Consider the following 13,833-nt stretch of genomic DNA (forward strand, 5'->3'; position numbering starts at 1 on the left):
CAGCACGTCGGCTCGGGTGATCGCGCCGTCGGATCCGGTGCCGACGAGGGTGTGCACGTCCACGCCCAGGTCGCGGGCGAGCCGCCGCACCAGCGGCGATCGCACGGCGACGGTGCGCTTCGGTGCGGATGCAGCGTCGACTGCACCACTTGTCGTCGAACGCACCGCCTGGCTTCGCGGGGAAGTGGTGCTCTCGGCGGCACCCGGTGCGGTCGGCGCCGGAGCGGCGGGCGCTGCGGGCTGGTCGGAGGCAGCGGATGCTGCGCGAGGGCGTCGACGGCCGGAGCCGGTGCGCTCGGTGGTGCCGTAGCCGATCAGCACGTTCCCGGAGCCGGAGCCTGCGCGCTCCTCGGCGCGATAGGCGTCCTTCTCGGTGGTGTCGGATGCGGCGGGCGCCTCAGGGGCATCCGAGGCGACCTCGAGCACCGGGGCGCCGACGTCGATGACATCGCCGGGTTCGCCGTGCAGCGCCGTGATGACGCCCGCGAATGGGGAGGGCAGTTCGACGATGCTCTTGGCGGTCTCGACCTCGGCGATGGCCTGGTCGGTGGTGATGGTGTCGCCCACCTTCACGAGCCACTGCACGAGGCCGGCCTCGGTGAGGCCCTCACCGAGATCCGGCAGGCGGAACACCCGTGCGGTCGTGGTGCTCATTCGGTGGCCTCGTCGTCCCAGTGCAGCGAGTCGATGGCGTCCAGGACGCGATCGGCATCCGGCAGGTACCAGTGCTCGAGCTTGGGCGGCGCGAACGGGGTGTCGAATCCGGTGACGCGACGCACCGGCGCCTCGAGGTACTCGAAGCAGCGCTCGAACACGCGGGCCTGGATCTCGCTCGCGACGCTGACGTAGCCCGGCGCCTCGGCCACGACGACGGCGCGACCGGTCGAGCGCACGGCGGCGGTCACCGTCGCGTCGTCGAACGGGGAGAGGCTGCGCACGTCGATGACCTGCACGCTGCGCCCTTCGGATGCCGCGATCTCGGCGGCCTCGAGCGCCACCGGCACCATGGCCGAGTACGCCAGGACCGTGACATCGGTGCCCTCGCGGGCGATGCGCGCGGTGCCGAGGTCGGCCGTGACGGAGGTGTCGACCTCGCCCTTCGACCAGTACAGCTTCTTCGGCTCCAGGAACACGACGGGGTCGGGGGAGGCGATCGCCGCACGCAGCAGCGAGTACGCGTCCTGCGGTGTGGACGGCGAGAGGACGGTGAGACCGGGGGTGTGCGCGTAGTACGCCTCCGAGGAGTCGCAGTGGTGCTCCACGCCGCCGATGCCGCCGCCGAACGGGATGCGGATGACGATCGGCATCCGCAGGGCGCCTCGCGTGCGGTTGCCCATCTTCGCGACGTGACTGACCACCTGTTCGAAGGCGGGCAGAGCGAACGCGTCGAACTGCATCTCGACGACGGGACGCATGCCGTTCATGGCCATGCCGACCGCAGTGCCCATGATGCCCGACTCGGCGAGCGGGGTGTCGAAGCAGCGGTCCTCGCCGAAGCGCTCGGCCAGCCCGTCGGTGATGCGGAACACGCCGCCGAGCGCGCCCACGTCCTCGCCGAAGACGACCACGTCGGGGTCCTCGGCGATGGCGTCGGCCAGCGCGCGGTTGATCGCCGCGGCCATGGTCATGGTGCCGACCACGTGCGGGGTCTCGATCTCGATGTCGTTCGCCATGGTCATCGGTGGCCTCCTGCGTCGGTGAGGGATGCGCGCTCGATCTCGCCGCGCAGCAGCTGCCACTGCTCCTCGAGCTGCGGGGAGCGCTCGGCGGTGACGAAGCGGAACAGGTCCTCGGGGTCGAGGTCGGAATCGGCGTTCAGCGCATCGCGCAGCGCTGCGGCGATCACCTCGGCGCCGTCGGCGATGGTCTGCTGCGCGGCGTCGTCGAGCAGGCCCTGGGCCCGCAGGAAGACCTGCATCCGGCTGAGCGGGTCGCGGTCCGCCCACGCCTTCACCTCGTCGCGGTCTCGGTAGCGGGTGTCGTCGTCGGCGTTGGTGTGGGCCTGCATGCGATAGGTGTGCGCCTCGACCAGCGAGGGGCCGCCGCCGCTGCGCGCGCGGTCCACGGCCTCGCCGAGCACGGCGAGAAGGGCTGCGACGTCGTTGCCGTCCACGCGCTGCCCCGGCATCCCGTAGCCGATCGCCTTGTGCGCGAGCGAGGGCGCCGCGGTCTGGCGGGAGAGGGGGACGGAGATGGCGAACTCGTTGTTCTGCACGAAGAAGACGACCGGAACGTGGAACACGGCCGCGAAGTTGAGTGCCTCGTGGAAGTCGCCCTCGCTGGTGGAGCCGTCGCCGCACAGGGCGAGCACCACGGTGTCCTCGCCGCGATGCTTGGCCGCCTGGGCGAACCCGACGGCGTGCAGCAGCTGGGTGGCCAGCGGCGTGGACTGGGGGGCGACGCGATGCTCCGCGGGGTCGTAGCCGGAGTGCCAGTCCCCCTTCAGCAGCACCATGGCGTCTGCCGGGCGCACGCCGCGGGAGATCACGGCCACGGAGTCGCGGTACGTGGGGAACAGCCAGTCGTGGTCGCCGAGCACCATCGAGGCGGCGACCTGGCACGCCTCCTGACCGTGCGAGGAGGGGTACACGGCGAGACGTCCCTGTCGCACGAGCGCATAGGCCTGGTCGTTGATGCGGCGTCCCTCGACGAGGCCGCGGTATGCGCGCTGCAGCGTCTCGGCATCCGGCAGCGCGTACTGCTCGTCGGCGACGGTCGCGCCGTCCTTGTCGATGAGCGCGACGGGGGTGTCGCGGGGGAGCAGGTCTTCGTGCTGCATCGTGTTCGCCTCCTTGCGGAACCTCTTCGCACAGTGTGCCGCGGAATCATCAATCGTTCGACAGGAGTGGCACAGAAGTGGACGTTCGACAGTACGATCGGCTGAATACGCGCGAAGTGTCAGGATCTGCTGACGGAACGAAAAGGGGTGCCGATGTCGGATCTGGATGCGGTGGATCGGGCGATCCTGGATGAGCTGCGCCGGGATGCGCGCACCTCGATGACGGCCATCGCCGACGCCGTGCACATCTCGCGCGCCGGTGCGCACGCCCGCATCAAGCGGCTGACGGATGCCGGGGTGATCACCGGCTACACCGTGCGCACGGACCCGGTGCAGCTCGGCCATCACGCATCGGCCTACGTCATGCTCGCCATCGAGCAGTCCAGCTGGCAGGACGTGCAGGCGCGGCTGCGGGCGATCCGGGAGATCGAGCACATGGCACTGGTCGGAGGCGACTTCGACGTGATCCTGCTCGTGCGGGCCAGCGACGCACGCGACCTTCGGCGCATCGTCCTGGAGGACATCCAGGCCATCCCGTTCATCCGCTCGACCCGCACCACGCTGATCTTCGAGGACTTCGGCCGCGACTGAAGCTCGGCGCGGCGAGACGCCGAGCGACGCCGACCGGCTCAGCTGAGCGTGAGCTCGATCCCGTCCTGATCCACCCGCACCTGCACGTGCGTCAGGTCGTCGACCACGAAGGTCGCGCCGTGCGCGTGGGCGTGGGCTCCGACGCCGATGACGCGCATACCGGCCGCGAGCCCCGCCTGCACGCCCGCTTCGGAGTCCTCGAACACCACGCAGTCGGCCGGCTCGATGCCCAGCATCCGCGCGCCCAGCAGGAAGCCCTCCGGGTCGGGCTTGGATGCCGAGACGCTCTCGGCGGTCACGGTCATCGAGGGTGCGGTCAGCCCGGCCGCCTGCATCCGCGCGGTCATCAGCGCCACGTCAGCCGAGGTCACGATCGCGTGCGGTGCGTCCTGCAGGGCGACCAGCAGCGCGGCCGCGCCGGGGATCTCGACGACGCCCTCGACATCGGCCGTCTCCGTCGCGAGCATCTCGGCGTTCTCGGCGAGGTTGATCGCGTGGTCGCGGTCGGGGAGCAGGATCGCCATGCTCTGGTGCCCCTGGCGCCCGTGGATCACCTCGAGCACGCGTCGCGGGTCCAGTCCGTGCGCCTCGGACCACCGCAGCCACAGCCTCTCCACGACGGCCGTGGAGTCGACGAGCGTGCCGTCCATGTCGAGGAGGATCGCCCGGGCGCGGATGCTGTGAGTCATGCGCCCAGGCTATCCGCCGTGCCCGTGAAGGACGGCACGGCGGGTGCCATAGAGTGAGCGCGGGAGGCGGCCGGGAGCCGGCCGGAATCGGATGCCGCAGCTGAAGCAGATCGCCGCAGAGGTGCAGGACGTGCTCCGACGTCCGCTGGCAACGGCGGAGGTGCGCGAGACCGTCGCCCTCCTGGCGGGCGCGGCCGCGTTCGTGATCGGGTTCCCGGTCTCCTGGCTGATCTTCGGCGGTGCGCACCTGGCCATCACCGGCCCGGGGTCGATCGGATGGTACGCGTCGGTCGGCGGTGCGATCGTCGCGGTGCTCGCCTTCACCGCCGGGCGGCTGGCCGTGCGGCCCTCCGACGCGCCGGCCGACCAGCCTCGAGACGGCTTCGTCGGCCCAGCCGATCGGTTGCGCTGGTTCGACCTCGTCGCGATCGGCGGGGCCTACGCGTCGATCGCCTTCCTGGGCTGGTTGGGCATCGCTCAGCTGCTGGAGCTGAGCTTCATCGGCGCTCCGGTGTTCGCCTTCCCCGGCGCGATCCTCGTCGCCGTCGCGTTCGCGCTGACCGCCTACGTGTCCTTCCTCGGCGCCGCGCGCCTCACACCCATGACTCTCTCCCTCGATCTCGCCGTCTTCCTGGTAATCGGAGCGTTCGCCGCCATGCTCACCTCGAGCGACCCGAAATGGTGGCAGGACAACCTGTCATCGCTCGGGCAGACGACCAACAGTGCGGCCCCCGCCTTCAACGTCACCCTGATCATCTCGGGCATCATCGTGACCACCATCGCCCGGTACGCCACAGCGGGCCTCCCGGTCGGCACCCGCGCTCAGCGCCGCGGTCGGACGCTGATGCGCACGGGGCTCGTGCTGGTCGGGATCTTCCTGGCCTGCGTCGGGGTGTTCCCCGTCGACCGCTTCTTCCTCGTGCACAACACCGTCGCCACCGGCATGGCCGTCGTCTACGCGATGCTGATCTGCGCGCTGCCGTGGCTGCTTCCGAGCCTGCCGAAGGTGTTCTGCGGCTTCGGATACACCTACGTCGCCGTGATCGCCCTGCTGGCGATCTTCTTCGCGACGGGCTACTACAACCTCACCGCGGTGGAGCTGATCGCGGCCGTCCTGATCTTCAGCTGGATCATCGTGTTCCTGCGCACGGCGAGCGTGTCGGTCCGATCGGATGCGGGGGAAGCGGTCGAGGCGGACCTCGCGGATCGCGCGTAAGAAGGTCGATTCTTTTCAGAACGCCGGTTCCAGACGGGTCTTGCGCCCGGAAAACCGCGGGTTCATGCCCGACCGGACGTTAGCCTTGATGTGGCGGATCCGCCTCCCACCTTCGCATCGTGAATCGACGATGCTGCACTACGCTCGCAAGGACGCACATGGAGAACGTCGTGACGCACCACGATGACTGGCACATCAACGAAGAGCTCGCCGAGCGGATGATCCCGCTGATCGGCGGCCTGAACCGCAAGCACGACGTTGTGACCTCGCTGCACGGCCACCGCCTGCTGGGCCTGTCGACGACCGGCATCCTCGAGGTGCACGAGCGCGTCGCGCAGCTGGGTCACAGCCACCTCGCCCTCACCGACACGCTTGCCGTGCTTGAGGCGCTGCGTGAGATCGGCCCCGGCGCATCCTCGCTGGACGTCGCTCGACTGGTCGAAGGGCACGCCGCGAGCGGCATGGACCTCGTCGCATACCTGCGCGGCGAGCTCGCGCCCGCACTGGACGCCGAGCTCTCCGAGCCCGTCGACGTGGTGCTGTACGGCTTCGGCCGCATCGGCCGCCTGCTCGCCCGCATCATCATCGCCCATAAGGGCGGCGGCAGCGGTCTGCGCCTGCGGGCGATCGTCGTGCGCAAGGGCGCCGAGAACGACCTGGTCAAGCGCGCCTCCCTGCTGCTGCGCGACTCCGTCCACGGCCGCTTCGAGGGCACCGTCGACGTCGACGAGACCAACTCCCAGATCATCGCCAACGGCACCCGCATCCAGGTGATCTACTCCGACGACCCCGGGACGATCGACTACACCGCCTACGGCATCCGCGATGCGATCGTCGTCGACAACACCGGCCGCTGGCGCGACGAGGCGGGCCTGAGCCGCCACCTGGAGTCCACCGGCGTCGCCCGCGTGCTGCTCACGGCGCCCGGCAAGGGCGAGCTGAAGAACATCGTGCACGGCATCAACGACTCCACGATCGAGTCGGACGACCGCATCCTGTCCGCGGCATCCTGCACCACCAACGCGATCACCCCGGTTCTCGCGGCGATGAACGAGGCCTACGGCATCGTGCGCGGCCACGTCGAGACCGTGCACTCGTTCACCAACGACCAGAACCTGATCGACAACTTCCACAAGGGCGACCGCCGCGGCCGCTCGGCGGTGCTCAACATGGTCATCACCGAGACCGGCGCCGCCAAGGCCGTGGCCCGCGCGCTGCCCGAGCTCGCAGGCAAGCTCACCGGCTCCGCGATCCGCGTCCCCACGCCGGACGTGTCGCTCGCCGTGCTGCACCTGACGCTCGAGAATCCGGCCACCAAGGACGAGCTGAACGACTACCTCCGTCGCGCGTCGCTGCACTCCAAGCTGCGTCAGCAGATCGACTACGTCGAGAGCCCGGAGGTCGTCTCCAGCGACTTCGTCGGTTCGCATCGCGCGGGCATCGTCGACGGCCTGGCCACGATCGCCAATGACAAGGACGTCGTGCTGTACGTCTGGTACGACAACGAATACGGCTACTCCTGCCAGGTGGTGCGCGTGCTCGAGGTGATGGCCGGCTCCCACCCCGTCGTCCTCCCGGCCCGCCGTGAGGTGACGCTGCACGAGGACGTTCTCGTCTGACCGTGTGACACCGCGTCGCGCCGTCCGGGGGGGGGCAGAGCGCTCCGGGCGGCGCGCCGATGTCGGATGCTCCCGGCATGATGGACGGATGACACCCCGTGCACTGCTGGAGCGCCGACTCCGCTCGCATCGGCTGACGGCCCCTGCCGCGAATCCGGTGGATGCCGCGCGGCATATGCTCGCCGTGCAGAGCCAGGACCTGCTCGCCGGCCGCTGGGCGCTCGGCGTGCGCACCAGGGGGACGCCGACTCTGGCGGCCGTGGATGCCGCTTTCGAGCGCGGCGAGCTGGTGCGGGCGTGGACCATGCGCGGCACCCTGCACATCGTGCCGGCCCGGGACCTCGCCTGGGTGCTGTCGGTCACGGCCGAGCGGCAGCGGCGCCAGGCCGCAGGCCGGCACCGGGACCTCGGCATCGACGACGAGGTGATGACGACCGCGTCGCGCGCACTCGCTCCCGCTCTCCGAGACGGCGGATGCACGCGGGCGCAGGCCTTCGAGCGGTTCGAGAGCGTCGGCATCGATCCGCGGAACCAGCGCGGCATCCACCTGCTCTTCGCCCTGACCATCGCGGGGGAGATCTGCCAGGGGCCTCTGGTGCCGAACGGCAGGGGACTGACCCGCGAGCAGCGGTTCGTGCGCGTGGAGGACGGGATCCGGGAGTCGGACGCTCCGCACGACCCGCTCGCCGAGCTGTTCATCCGCTACATCGACGGACACGGTCCCGCCGGCGTCGCCGACTTCGCGTGGTGGTCCGGTCTCACGCTCGGAACCGCCCGAGAGGCGGCCGAGCGTGCCGCGGACCGGGTCGACGACGTCGGCGAGGGGCTGTTCGCGGCATCGTCCACGCCGCGGCGCTCGCCGAAGGCCGCGGATGCGTTCGCGCTCCCCGCTTTCGACGAGTACTACATCTCGTACGCCGATCGCACCGCCGTCTGCGCCCCCGAGCACCTCGATGCCGTGGGGCCCGGCAAGAACGGGATGGTGCGTGCCACGCTCGTCGCGGACGGCCGGGTCGTGGGAACGTGGTCGCACGCCGACGCCACCCGGCATCTGCCTCCCGAGCTTTTCCACGGATCGACGCAGACGGAGTCGGCCGCGTCCGCGCTCACCCGCTTCGCAGCCTTCGTGGCGGGATGAATCGCGCCGTGCGCCGCAGTTGACAGAATGAATGGCGTGTCGAGCTACTTCCGTCGTCTGTCCGAGACCGCCTTCGAGCCCACCGAGCATGTCGGTGGCGCGTGGAATCCCGACGAGCAGCACATCGCCCCCGTGATGGGCCTGCTCGCGCACGTCGTCGAGCTGGAGCACGCCGTGCGCCGGCCCGACGTGCCGCTGGTGCTCGCTCGCGCGAGCTACGACATCCTCGGGGTCATCCCGATGGACGCGTTCGAGATCTCGCCGCCCCGTCTGGTCCGTCCTGGCCGCACGATCGAGCTCGTCGAGGTGACGCTGAGCCACGGGGGTCGCGCCGCAGCGACGCTGCGGGCGTGGATGCTGCAGCCGAACGACACCGACGCGATCTCGGGCATCCCGCTGCCGACGATGCCCGACCGGGACACCCTGCCCGAGTGGTCTCCGGCCGATGTCTGGCCCGGCGGTGCCATCCGTTCCATCGACGCCCGCCGGGACGCGGTCGCGCCGGGCCGGTCGCGCGCGTGGATCCGCCCGCGGCATCCGCTTCTGGACGGGGAGGCGATCTCGTCACGGTCGCGGATGCTGGGCATGGCCGACTTCGCCAACGGCATCGCCACGCGGGTCGCGCCCGAGCGCGCGCTCTACCCGAACATCGACCTGACCGCGAGCATCTTCCGCGAGCCCACGGGCGACTGGTTCGGCCTGGACACCTCGGTGTCATTCGGCCCCGACGGCATCGGGCTCACCGAGTCCGTGCTCAGCGACGCCGACGGCCCGGTGGGCACCTCATCGCAGACGCTGACCGTGCGCCCGCGCTGAGTCGCGGCCGGCGATCCGGCCGGGATTCAGCGTTCTGCTACTCGTCGACGTGGCGGTCGAGGAACGCGTAGACCTCGCTCTCCTCGACGCCGGGGAAGGCGCCGCGGGGGAGCGGCGAGAACATGTGCGTGTGCACCCGAGCGCTCGGCCATGCGCGCCCCTCCCACCGCTGCGACACCGCAAGGGGCGCGCGTCGGCAGCACGCCTCGTCAGGGCAGGTCGACTGCGCACGATGGGTGGTCTCGCGTCCGCGCCACCAGCGCGCATCATCGAACGGCACGCCGACCGTGATCGAGAAGCCGCCGGAGCTGGTCGACCCGGTCTGGGTCGCGCACCAGAACGTGCCTGACGGGGTGTCGGTGTACTGGTAGTGCTCGGTGGTGCGGTTTCGCTGCTCGAACGCGGCCCGTGCGGAGAACTTGCGGCAGGCGGGCTGCCCCTCGACCGCCCCCGTGACATCCATCGGCAGGGGAAGATCGTCGTTCTCGTACACGCGGGTGATCGCGCCGTTCTCGTCCACACGCAGGAAGTGCAGGCGCATGTCGAGATGGTGGGTCATCAGGTTGGTCATGCGCAGGCCCGCGGCTTCGTGCGTGACGCCGAAGGCGTCGCGGAAGTCCTCCACCGCGAGGTTGCGGTCCTTCCTGGCCTGCTGCAGGAAGGCCACTCCGGCGCTCTCCGGGATCAGGCAGCACGCGGCGAAGTAGTTGATCTCCAGCCGCTGCTGCAGGAAGTCGGCGTAGTCGGTCGGACGGGTGTGCCCGAGCAGTCGATGCGCCATGGCCTGCAGTGCCATGGAACGCAGTCCGTGCCCGCCGGGGATCGAGGCCGGCGGCAGGTAGATGCGGCCGTTGTCCAGGTCGGTGATGGAGCGGGTCGAGTGCGGCAGGTCGTCGACGTAGATCAGCTCGAAGCCGAGTCGCTCGGCCATGATGCTGACCGTGCGATGCGTCAGCGCGCCGGAGACGTGGCCCGCGGCCTTCAGCTGCTTCTCGGCCAGCGCCTCGATCTCCGGCAGGTAGTTCGACTTCTCGCGCATGGTGAGCCGCAGCTCGGTGTTGGCTCGACGCGCCTCCTCCGGCGTGGCGATGGCCTCGCGCTCGCGGCGGTGCAGCTCGCGGTGCAGACCCAGCACGGCCTCGATGGTCTCGTCGCTCATGCTCTTCGACACGCGGATCGGTGCGATGCCCAGCTGACGGAACACCGGACTCGTCTGCGCGCGATCCAGCTCGATCTCCAGCGCAGCGCGGTGGTTCGGCGGCTCACCCGAGATGAGGTCGGCGACGTCGGTGCTGCACGCCAGGGCGATGGCCTGCAGCAGCGAGAGCTTGGGCTCGCGCTTGCCGTTCTCGATCAGGCTCAGCTGCGAACCGGCGATCCCCACCAGGGAGCCGAGCTCGTCGAGCGTGAAGCCCTTCTTGGTGCGGTGATGCCGGATGCGATGTCCGAGAGTGCTGAGCTCGAGTCCACTTGTCGCCATTCCTTGAGCATACACGAAAGAAATTAGCTTCTTTCAAGCCGAAACGGCCGAAAGTGGACGGAAAGTGCGCGGAAGATGGATGTATCGCCCACCTCTTCACAAAGGAGCACCCATGGCTATGGCTGAAACATACGCCCCTCGCACTTCCCCGGTCGCCCCCGTGCGCAGCTTCGGGGCCGTGCCGGCGTATGACACCCCGGCCATGGCCGAGCTGCGCGAGTGGGTCGACGGCATCGCCGCGCTCACCCAGCCCGCTCGCGTCCACTGGATCGACGGCTCCCGGGCCGAGAACGACGCGATCCTCCGCGAACTGGTCGACGAGGGCAAGATCATCAAGCTCAACCCCGAGTGGCGTCCCGGCTCCTACCTGGCCCGCTCGCACCCCAGCGACGTCGCGCGCACCGAGGCGCGCACGTTCATCTCCTCGGAGAAGGAGATCGACGCCGGCCCGACGAACAACTGGGCGGACCCGGTCGAGATGCACGCGACCATGGACAAGGTGTTCGCCGGCTCCATGCGCGGCCGCACCATGTACGTCATCCCGTTCTCGATGGGCCCCGTCGGCGGCAAGCTCTCGCACATCGGCGTCCAGGTCACCGACAGCGCCTACGCCGTGGCATCCATCAACATCATGACCCGCGTCGGCGACGCGGTCACCCGCCAGATCGCCGAGGGCGCTCCGTGGGTCAAGACCGTGCACTCGGTCGGCGCCCCGCTCGAGCCCGGCCAGGCCGACGTCGAGTGGCCGTGCAACGACGAGAAGTACATCGTGCACTTCCCCGAGACGCTCGAGGTCTACTCGTACGGCTCCGGCTACGGCGGGAACGCCATCCTCGCCAAGAAGTGCTTCGCGCTGCGCATCGCGTCGGTGATCGCTCGCGACGAGGGCTGGCTCGCCGAGCACATGCTGCTCATCCGCGTGATCGACCCGAAGGGCAAGGCGTACCACGTGGCCGCTGCGTTCCCCTCGGCCTGCGGCAAGACCAACCTCGCCATGCTGCGCCCGACGATCCCCGGCTGGAAGGTCGAGACCCTCGGCGACGACATCGTCTGGATCCGTCCCGGCGAGGACGGCCGCATGTACGCGATGAACCCCGAGGCCGGCTTCTTCGGCGTCGCCCCCGGCACCGGCGAGTCGACCAACGTCACCGCCGTCGAGACCCTCTGGGGCAACACGATCTTCACGAACGTGGCGCTGCGCCCGGACGGCGACGTGTGGTGGGAGGGCCTGACCGATGAGGCACCGTCCGAGCTGACCGACTGGCAGGGCAACCCGTGGACGCCGGAGTCCGGCCGCCCCGCGGCGCACCCGAACTCCCGCTTCACGGTCTCGGCCGCGCAGTGCCCCCAGATCTCCGCGGACTGGGAGGACTCCGAGGGCGTCGCCCTCGACGTGATCCTGTTCGGCGGTCGCCGCGCGACCAACGTGCCGCTCGTCGTCGAGGCCACCGACTGGACGCACGGCGTCTTCCTCGGATCGACGATCTCGTCTGAGCGCACCGCTGCCGCGGAGGGCACGGTCGGCGAGCTGCGCCGCGACCCGTTCGCGATGCTCCCGTTCTGCGGCTACAACATGGGCGACTACTTCGGTCACTGGCTCAAGGTCGGGCGCCAGCTGCGCTTCGATCGCGCGCCGCGCATCTTCCAGGTGAACTGGTTCCGCCGCGGCGAGGACGGGCGCTTCCTGTGGCCGGGCTTCGGCGACAACTCGCGCGTGATCGACTGGATCATCCGTCGCATCTCGGGCGAGGTGGGAGCCGTCGACAGCCCGATCGGCCGTCTTCCGCGCCGTGAGGACCTCAACCTCGACGGGCTGACGATCTCGGATGCCGATCTCGACGAGCTGTTCGATGTCGACGTCGACGCCTGGATGGCCGAGGCCGACTCGACCGAGGAGTACTTCGGCATCTTCGGCGACCGGCTTCCCGCCGCCCTGCGCAGCGAGCTGGAGGCGCTGCGCTACCGGCTCAGCACCGCGCGCTGAGCCCACCCCGACCCGCGACGGCGGGATGCTGGAGACGACCCATGGCTGAGTGGTCTCCGGCATCCCGCCGTCGCGCCTTTCCGGCCGGGGACTGTCTCGTTGCCGAAGGGCGTCCTCACACCAGCAGCTGATGCCTGGCGAGGTCGCGGTACAGCGGCGTGGACTCGATGAGCTCGTCATGCGTGCCCTGACCGACCACCAGGCCGTCCTGCAGCACCACGATCAGGTCGCTGTCCACCACGGTCGACAGGCGGTGCGCGATCACGACGAGGGTGCGGTCGGCCGCGGCGGCATCGATGGCCTCGCGCATGCGCTGCTCGTTCACGCCGTCCAGTGAGGACGTCGACTCGTCCAGCAGCAGGATCGGAGCCTCTGTCAGCAGCGCGCGGGCGATCGCCAGACGCTGGCGCTCACCGCCCGAGAGCATCACGCCGTCCTCGCCGACGGGGGCGTCCAGGCCCAGCGGGCTCCGCTCGAGGACGTCGCCGAGGTTCACCGAGCGCAGCACGCGCTCGCAGTCGGCATCCGTGGCATCCGGCGCCGCCAGGCGCAGGTTCTCGGCCAGCGTTCCGGCGAGCGTCGGGGCGTCCTGCTCCACGTACCCGAAGTGGGCGCGCAGCTGCTGCCGCGGGTAGCTGCGCACGTCGTGGCCCGCGAGCCGGATCGATCCGCCGGTCGGGTCGTAGAAGCGCTCGATGAGCGCGAGCGTGGTGCTCTTGCCCGCACCGGACGGGCCGACCAGAGCCACCCGCGCTCCGCGCGGCACAGCGAACGAGACGCCCTTCAGCACGTCGCGGCTGATCTCGGCATCCGCCTCACCTGCACGCCGCAGGTGCGCGTCGACCAGCAGGGTCCGCGCCTCCTTCGCCGCCGCCTCCCGCGCGGCGATGACGTCGTCCGGGTACCGGAAGCGCACATCGCGGAACTCGATGGCGGGAGCGCCGGCCACCGGGGCCGCGGTGACGGCGGCATCCGACTCGTCGTCCTGCGTCTCGGTGGGCAGATCGAGGATCTCCTGGATACGACCGAGCGCGCCCAGCGCCTGGTTCACCGAGGTGATGGCGCCGAACGCCTGACCGAGGGGCATGACCAGCATGAACAGGAACATGATGAACGTGACCAGCGAGGCGATGCTGAGGGCGCCCGAGGCGACGCGGAAGCCGCCCACGCCGAGCACCACCAGCAGCGAGAGCTGCAGGGCGATGCCGGCGACCGGCACGACCATCGAGGAGATCTTCGCGATGCGGACGCCCAGGCCGTACGCCTCGCCGGCGATGCCGTCGACCGCGGCTGTCTCCCGGTCGGTCGCGCCGGAGGCGCGCACGGTGCGGATGCTGGAGATGCCGCGCTCGATGCCGGAGGCGAGCTCGCCGACCTTGTGCTGCTGCGCGGCGGATGCCGTGCGGATCCGGCCGCTGAGCAGCACGACGACCACGACCGATGCGCCGATCACGAGCACGATCAGCAGCAGGAGCAGCGGGTCGATCAGCAGCATGGCGATGAGGGCGCCGACGAAGAGGA

12 protein-coding genes are annotated in these 13,833 nt (G+C 70.1%); 6 read left to right on the forward strand and 6 right to left on the reverse strand.

The features are described 5' to 3' along the window. From BGN97_RS10075 to BGN97_RS10085, 3 genes are all read right to left on the reverse strand, one after another. A partial coding sequence (locus tag BGN97_RS10075) for a biotin/lipoyl-containing protein (protein ID WP_292700805.1) occupies window positions 1-654 on the reverse strand: 654 nt, incomplete at its 3' end. Beyond that, a complete protein-coding gene (locus BGN97_RS10080; protein ID WP_292700807.1) occupies window positions 651-1,679 on the reverse strand; it encodes an alpha-ketoacid dehydrogenase subunit beta in 1,029 nt (342 codons plus the stop codon). The genes BGN97_RS10075 and BGN97_RS10080, both read right to left, overlap by 4 nt. Further along, window positions 1,676-2,779: a thiamine pyrophosphate-dependent enzyme gene (locus tag BGN97_RS10085; protein WP_292700810.1), complete on the reverse strand. Its 1,104-nt coding sequence runs from the start codon at window positions 2,777-2,779 to the stop codon at window positions 1,676-1,678. The genes BGN97_RS10080 and BGN97_RS10085 overlap by 4 nt, the downstream gene beginning before the upstream one ends. Before the next feature lie 153 nt (window positions 2,780-2,932). On the opposite strand from BGN97_RS10085, the gene BGN97_RS10090 reads away from it, so the two are divergent. Then, window positions 2,933-3,370: an Lrp/AsnC family transcriptional regulator gene (locus BGN97_RS10090; protein ID WP_285634326.1), complete on the forward strand. Its 438-nt coding sequence runs from the start codon at window positions 2,933-2,935 to the stop codon at window positions 3,368-3,370. Window positions 3,371-3,408: 38 nt separating this feature from the next. Here BGN97_RS10090 and BGN97_RS10095 read toward each other — a convergent pair whose 3' ends face one another. Then, entirely contained in the window at window positions 3,409-4,059 is a 651-nt protein-coding gene (locus BGN97_RS10095; protein WP_292700816.1) for an HAD-IA family hydrolase, read from the reverse strand. Window positions 4,060-4,150: 91 nt separating this feature from the next. Between BGN97_RS10095 and BGN97_RS10100 the strand changes: the two genes are divergently transcribed. The 4 genes from BGN97_RS10100 to BGN97_RS10115 all read left to right on the forward strand — a co-directional run bounded on the left by BGN97_RS10100 (window position 4,151) and on the right by BGN97_RS10115 (window position 8,848). Beyond that, complete coding sequence (locus BGN97_RS10100; RefSeq protein ID WP_292700819.1) at window positions 4,151-5,275, forward strand: DUF998 domain-containing protein; 1,125 nt, start codon at window positions 4,151-4,153, stop codon at window positions 5,273-5,275. A gap of 158 nt (window positions 5,276-5,433) precedes the next feature. Further along, window positions 5,434-6,894: a glyceraldehyde-3-phosphate dehydrogenase gene (locus BGN97_RS10105; RefSeq protein ID WP_292700822.1), complete on the forward strand. Its 1,461-nt coding sequence runs from the start codon at window positions 5,434-5,436 to the stop codon at window positions 6,892-6,894. Window positions 6,895-6,982: 88 nt separating this feature from the next. Then, window positions 6,983-8,032, forward strand: a complete 1,050-nt coding sequence (locus BGN97_RS10110) for a winged helix DNA-binding domain-containing protein (RefSeq protein ID WP_292700825.1) — start codon at window positions 6,983-6,985, stop codon at window positions 8,030-8,032. Window positions 8,033-8,059: 27 nt separating this feature from the next. Then, window positions 8,060-8,848 carry a thioesterase family protein gene (locus tag BGN97_RS10115; protein WP_292700828.1) on the forward strand — a complete coding sequence of 263 codons (789 nt, stop codon included), beginning with the start codon at window positions 8,060-8,062 and terminating at the stop codon, window positions 8,846-8,848. A gap of 37 nt (window positions 8,849-8,885) precedes the next feature. Here BGN97_RS10115 and BGN97_RS10120 read toward each other — a convergent pair whose 3' ends face one another. Next, entirely contained in the window at window positions 8,886-10,328 is a 1,443-nt protein-coding gene (locus BGN97_RS10120) for an XRE family transcriptional regulator (RefSeq protein WP_292700831.1), read from the reverse strand. 202 nt (window positions 10,329-10,530) lie between these two features. Between BGN97_RS10120 and BGN97_RS10125 the strand changes: the two genes are divergently transcribed. After that, window positions 10,531-12,312: a phosphoenolpyruvate carboxykinase (GTP) gene (locus tag BGN97_RS10125; RefSeq protein ID WP_292700859.1), complete on the forward strand. Its 1,782-nt coding sequence runs from the start codon at window positions 10,531-10,533 to the stop codon at window positions 12,310-12,312. A 115-nt stretch (window positions 12,313-12,427) separates the two neighbouring features. Here the strand turns inward: BGN97_RS10125 and BGN97_RS10130 are convergent. After that, a partial coding sequence (locus BGN97_RS10130) for an ABC transporter ATP-binding protein (RefSeq protein WP_292700834.1) occupies window positions 12,428-13,833 on the reverse strand: 1,406 nt, incomplete at its 5' end.

Source organism: Microbacterium sp. 69-10 (assembly GCF_001897945.1).
Lineage (GTDB): Bacteria > Actinomycetota > Actinomycetes > Actinomycetales > Microbacteriaceae > Microbacterium.

Coding starts and splice junctions, on each gene's coding strand:
- BGN97_RS10080 (WP_292700807.1), bottom strand. CDS start 1,679: ATGACCATGGCGAACGACATCGAGATCGAGACCCCGCACGTGGTCGGC.
- BGN97_RS10085 (WP_292700810.1), bottom strand. CDS start 2,779: ATGCAGCACGAAGACCTGCTCCCCCGCGACACCCCCGTCGCGCTCATC.
- BGN97_RS10090 (WP_285634326.1), top strand. CDS start 2,933: ATGTCGGATCTGGATGCGGTGGATCGGGCGATCCTGGATGAGCTGCGC.
- BGN97_RS10095 (WP_292700816.1), bottom strand. CDS start 4,059: ATGACTCACAGCATCCGCGCCCGGGCGATCCTCCTCGACATGGACGGC.
- BGN97_RS10100 (WP_292700819.1), top strand. CDS start 4,151: ATGCCGCAGCTGAAGCAGATCGCCGCAGAGGTGCAGGACGTGCTCCGA.
- BGN97_RS10105 (WP_292700822.1), top strand. CDS start 5,434: ATGGAGAACGTCGTGACGCACCACGATGACTGGCACATCAACGAAGAG.
- BGN97_RS10110 (WP_292700825.1), top strand. CDS start 6,983: ATGACACCCCGTGCACTGCTGGAGCGCCGACTCCGCTCGCATCGGCTG.
- BGN97_RS10115 (WP_292700828.1), top strand. CDS start 8,060: ATGAATGGCGTGTCGAGCTACTTCCGTCGTCTGTCCGAGACCGCCTTC.
- BGN97_RS10120 (WP_292700831.1), bottom strand. CDS start 10,328: ATGGCGACAAGTGGACTCGAGCTCAGCACTCTCGGACATCGCATCCGG.
- BGN97_RS10125 (WP_292700859.1), top strand. CDS start 10,531: ATGGCCGAGCTGCGCGAGTGGGTCGACGGCATCGCCGCGCTCACCCAG.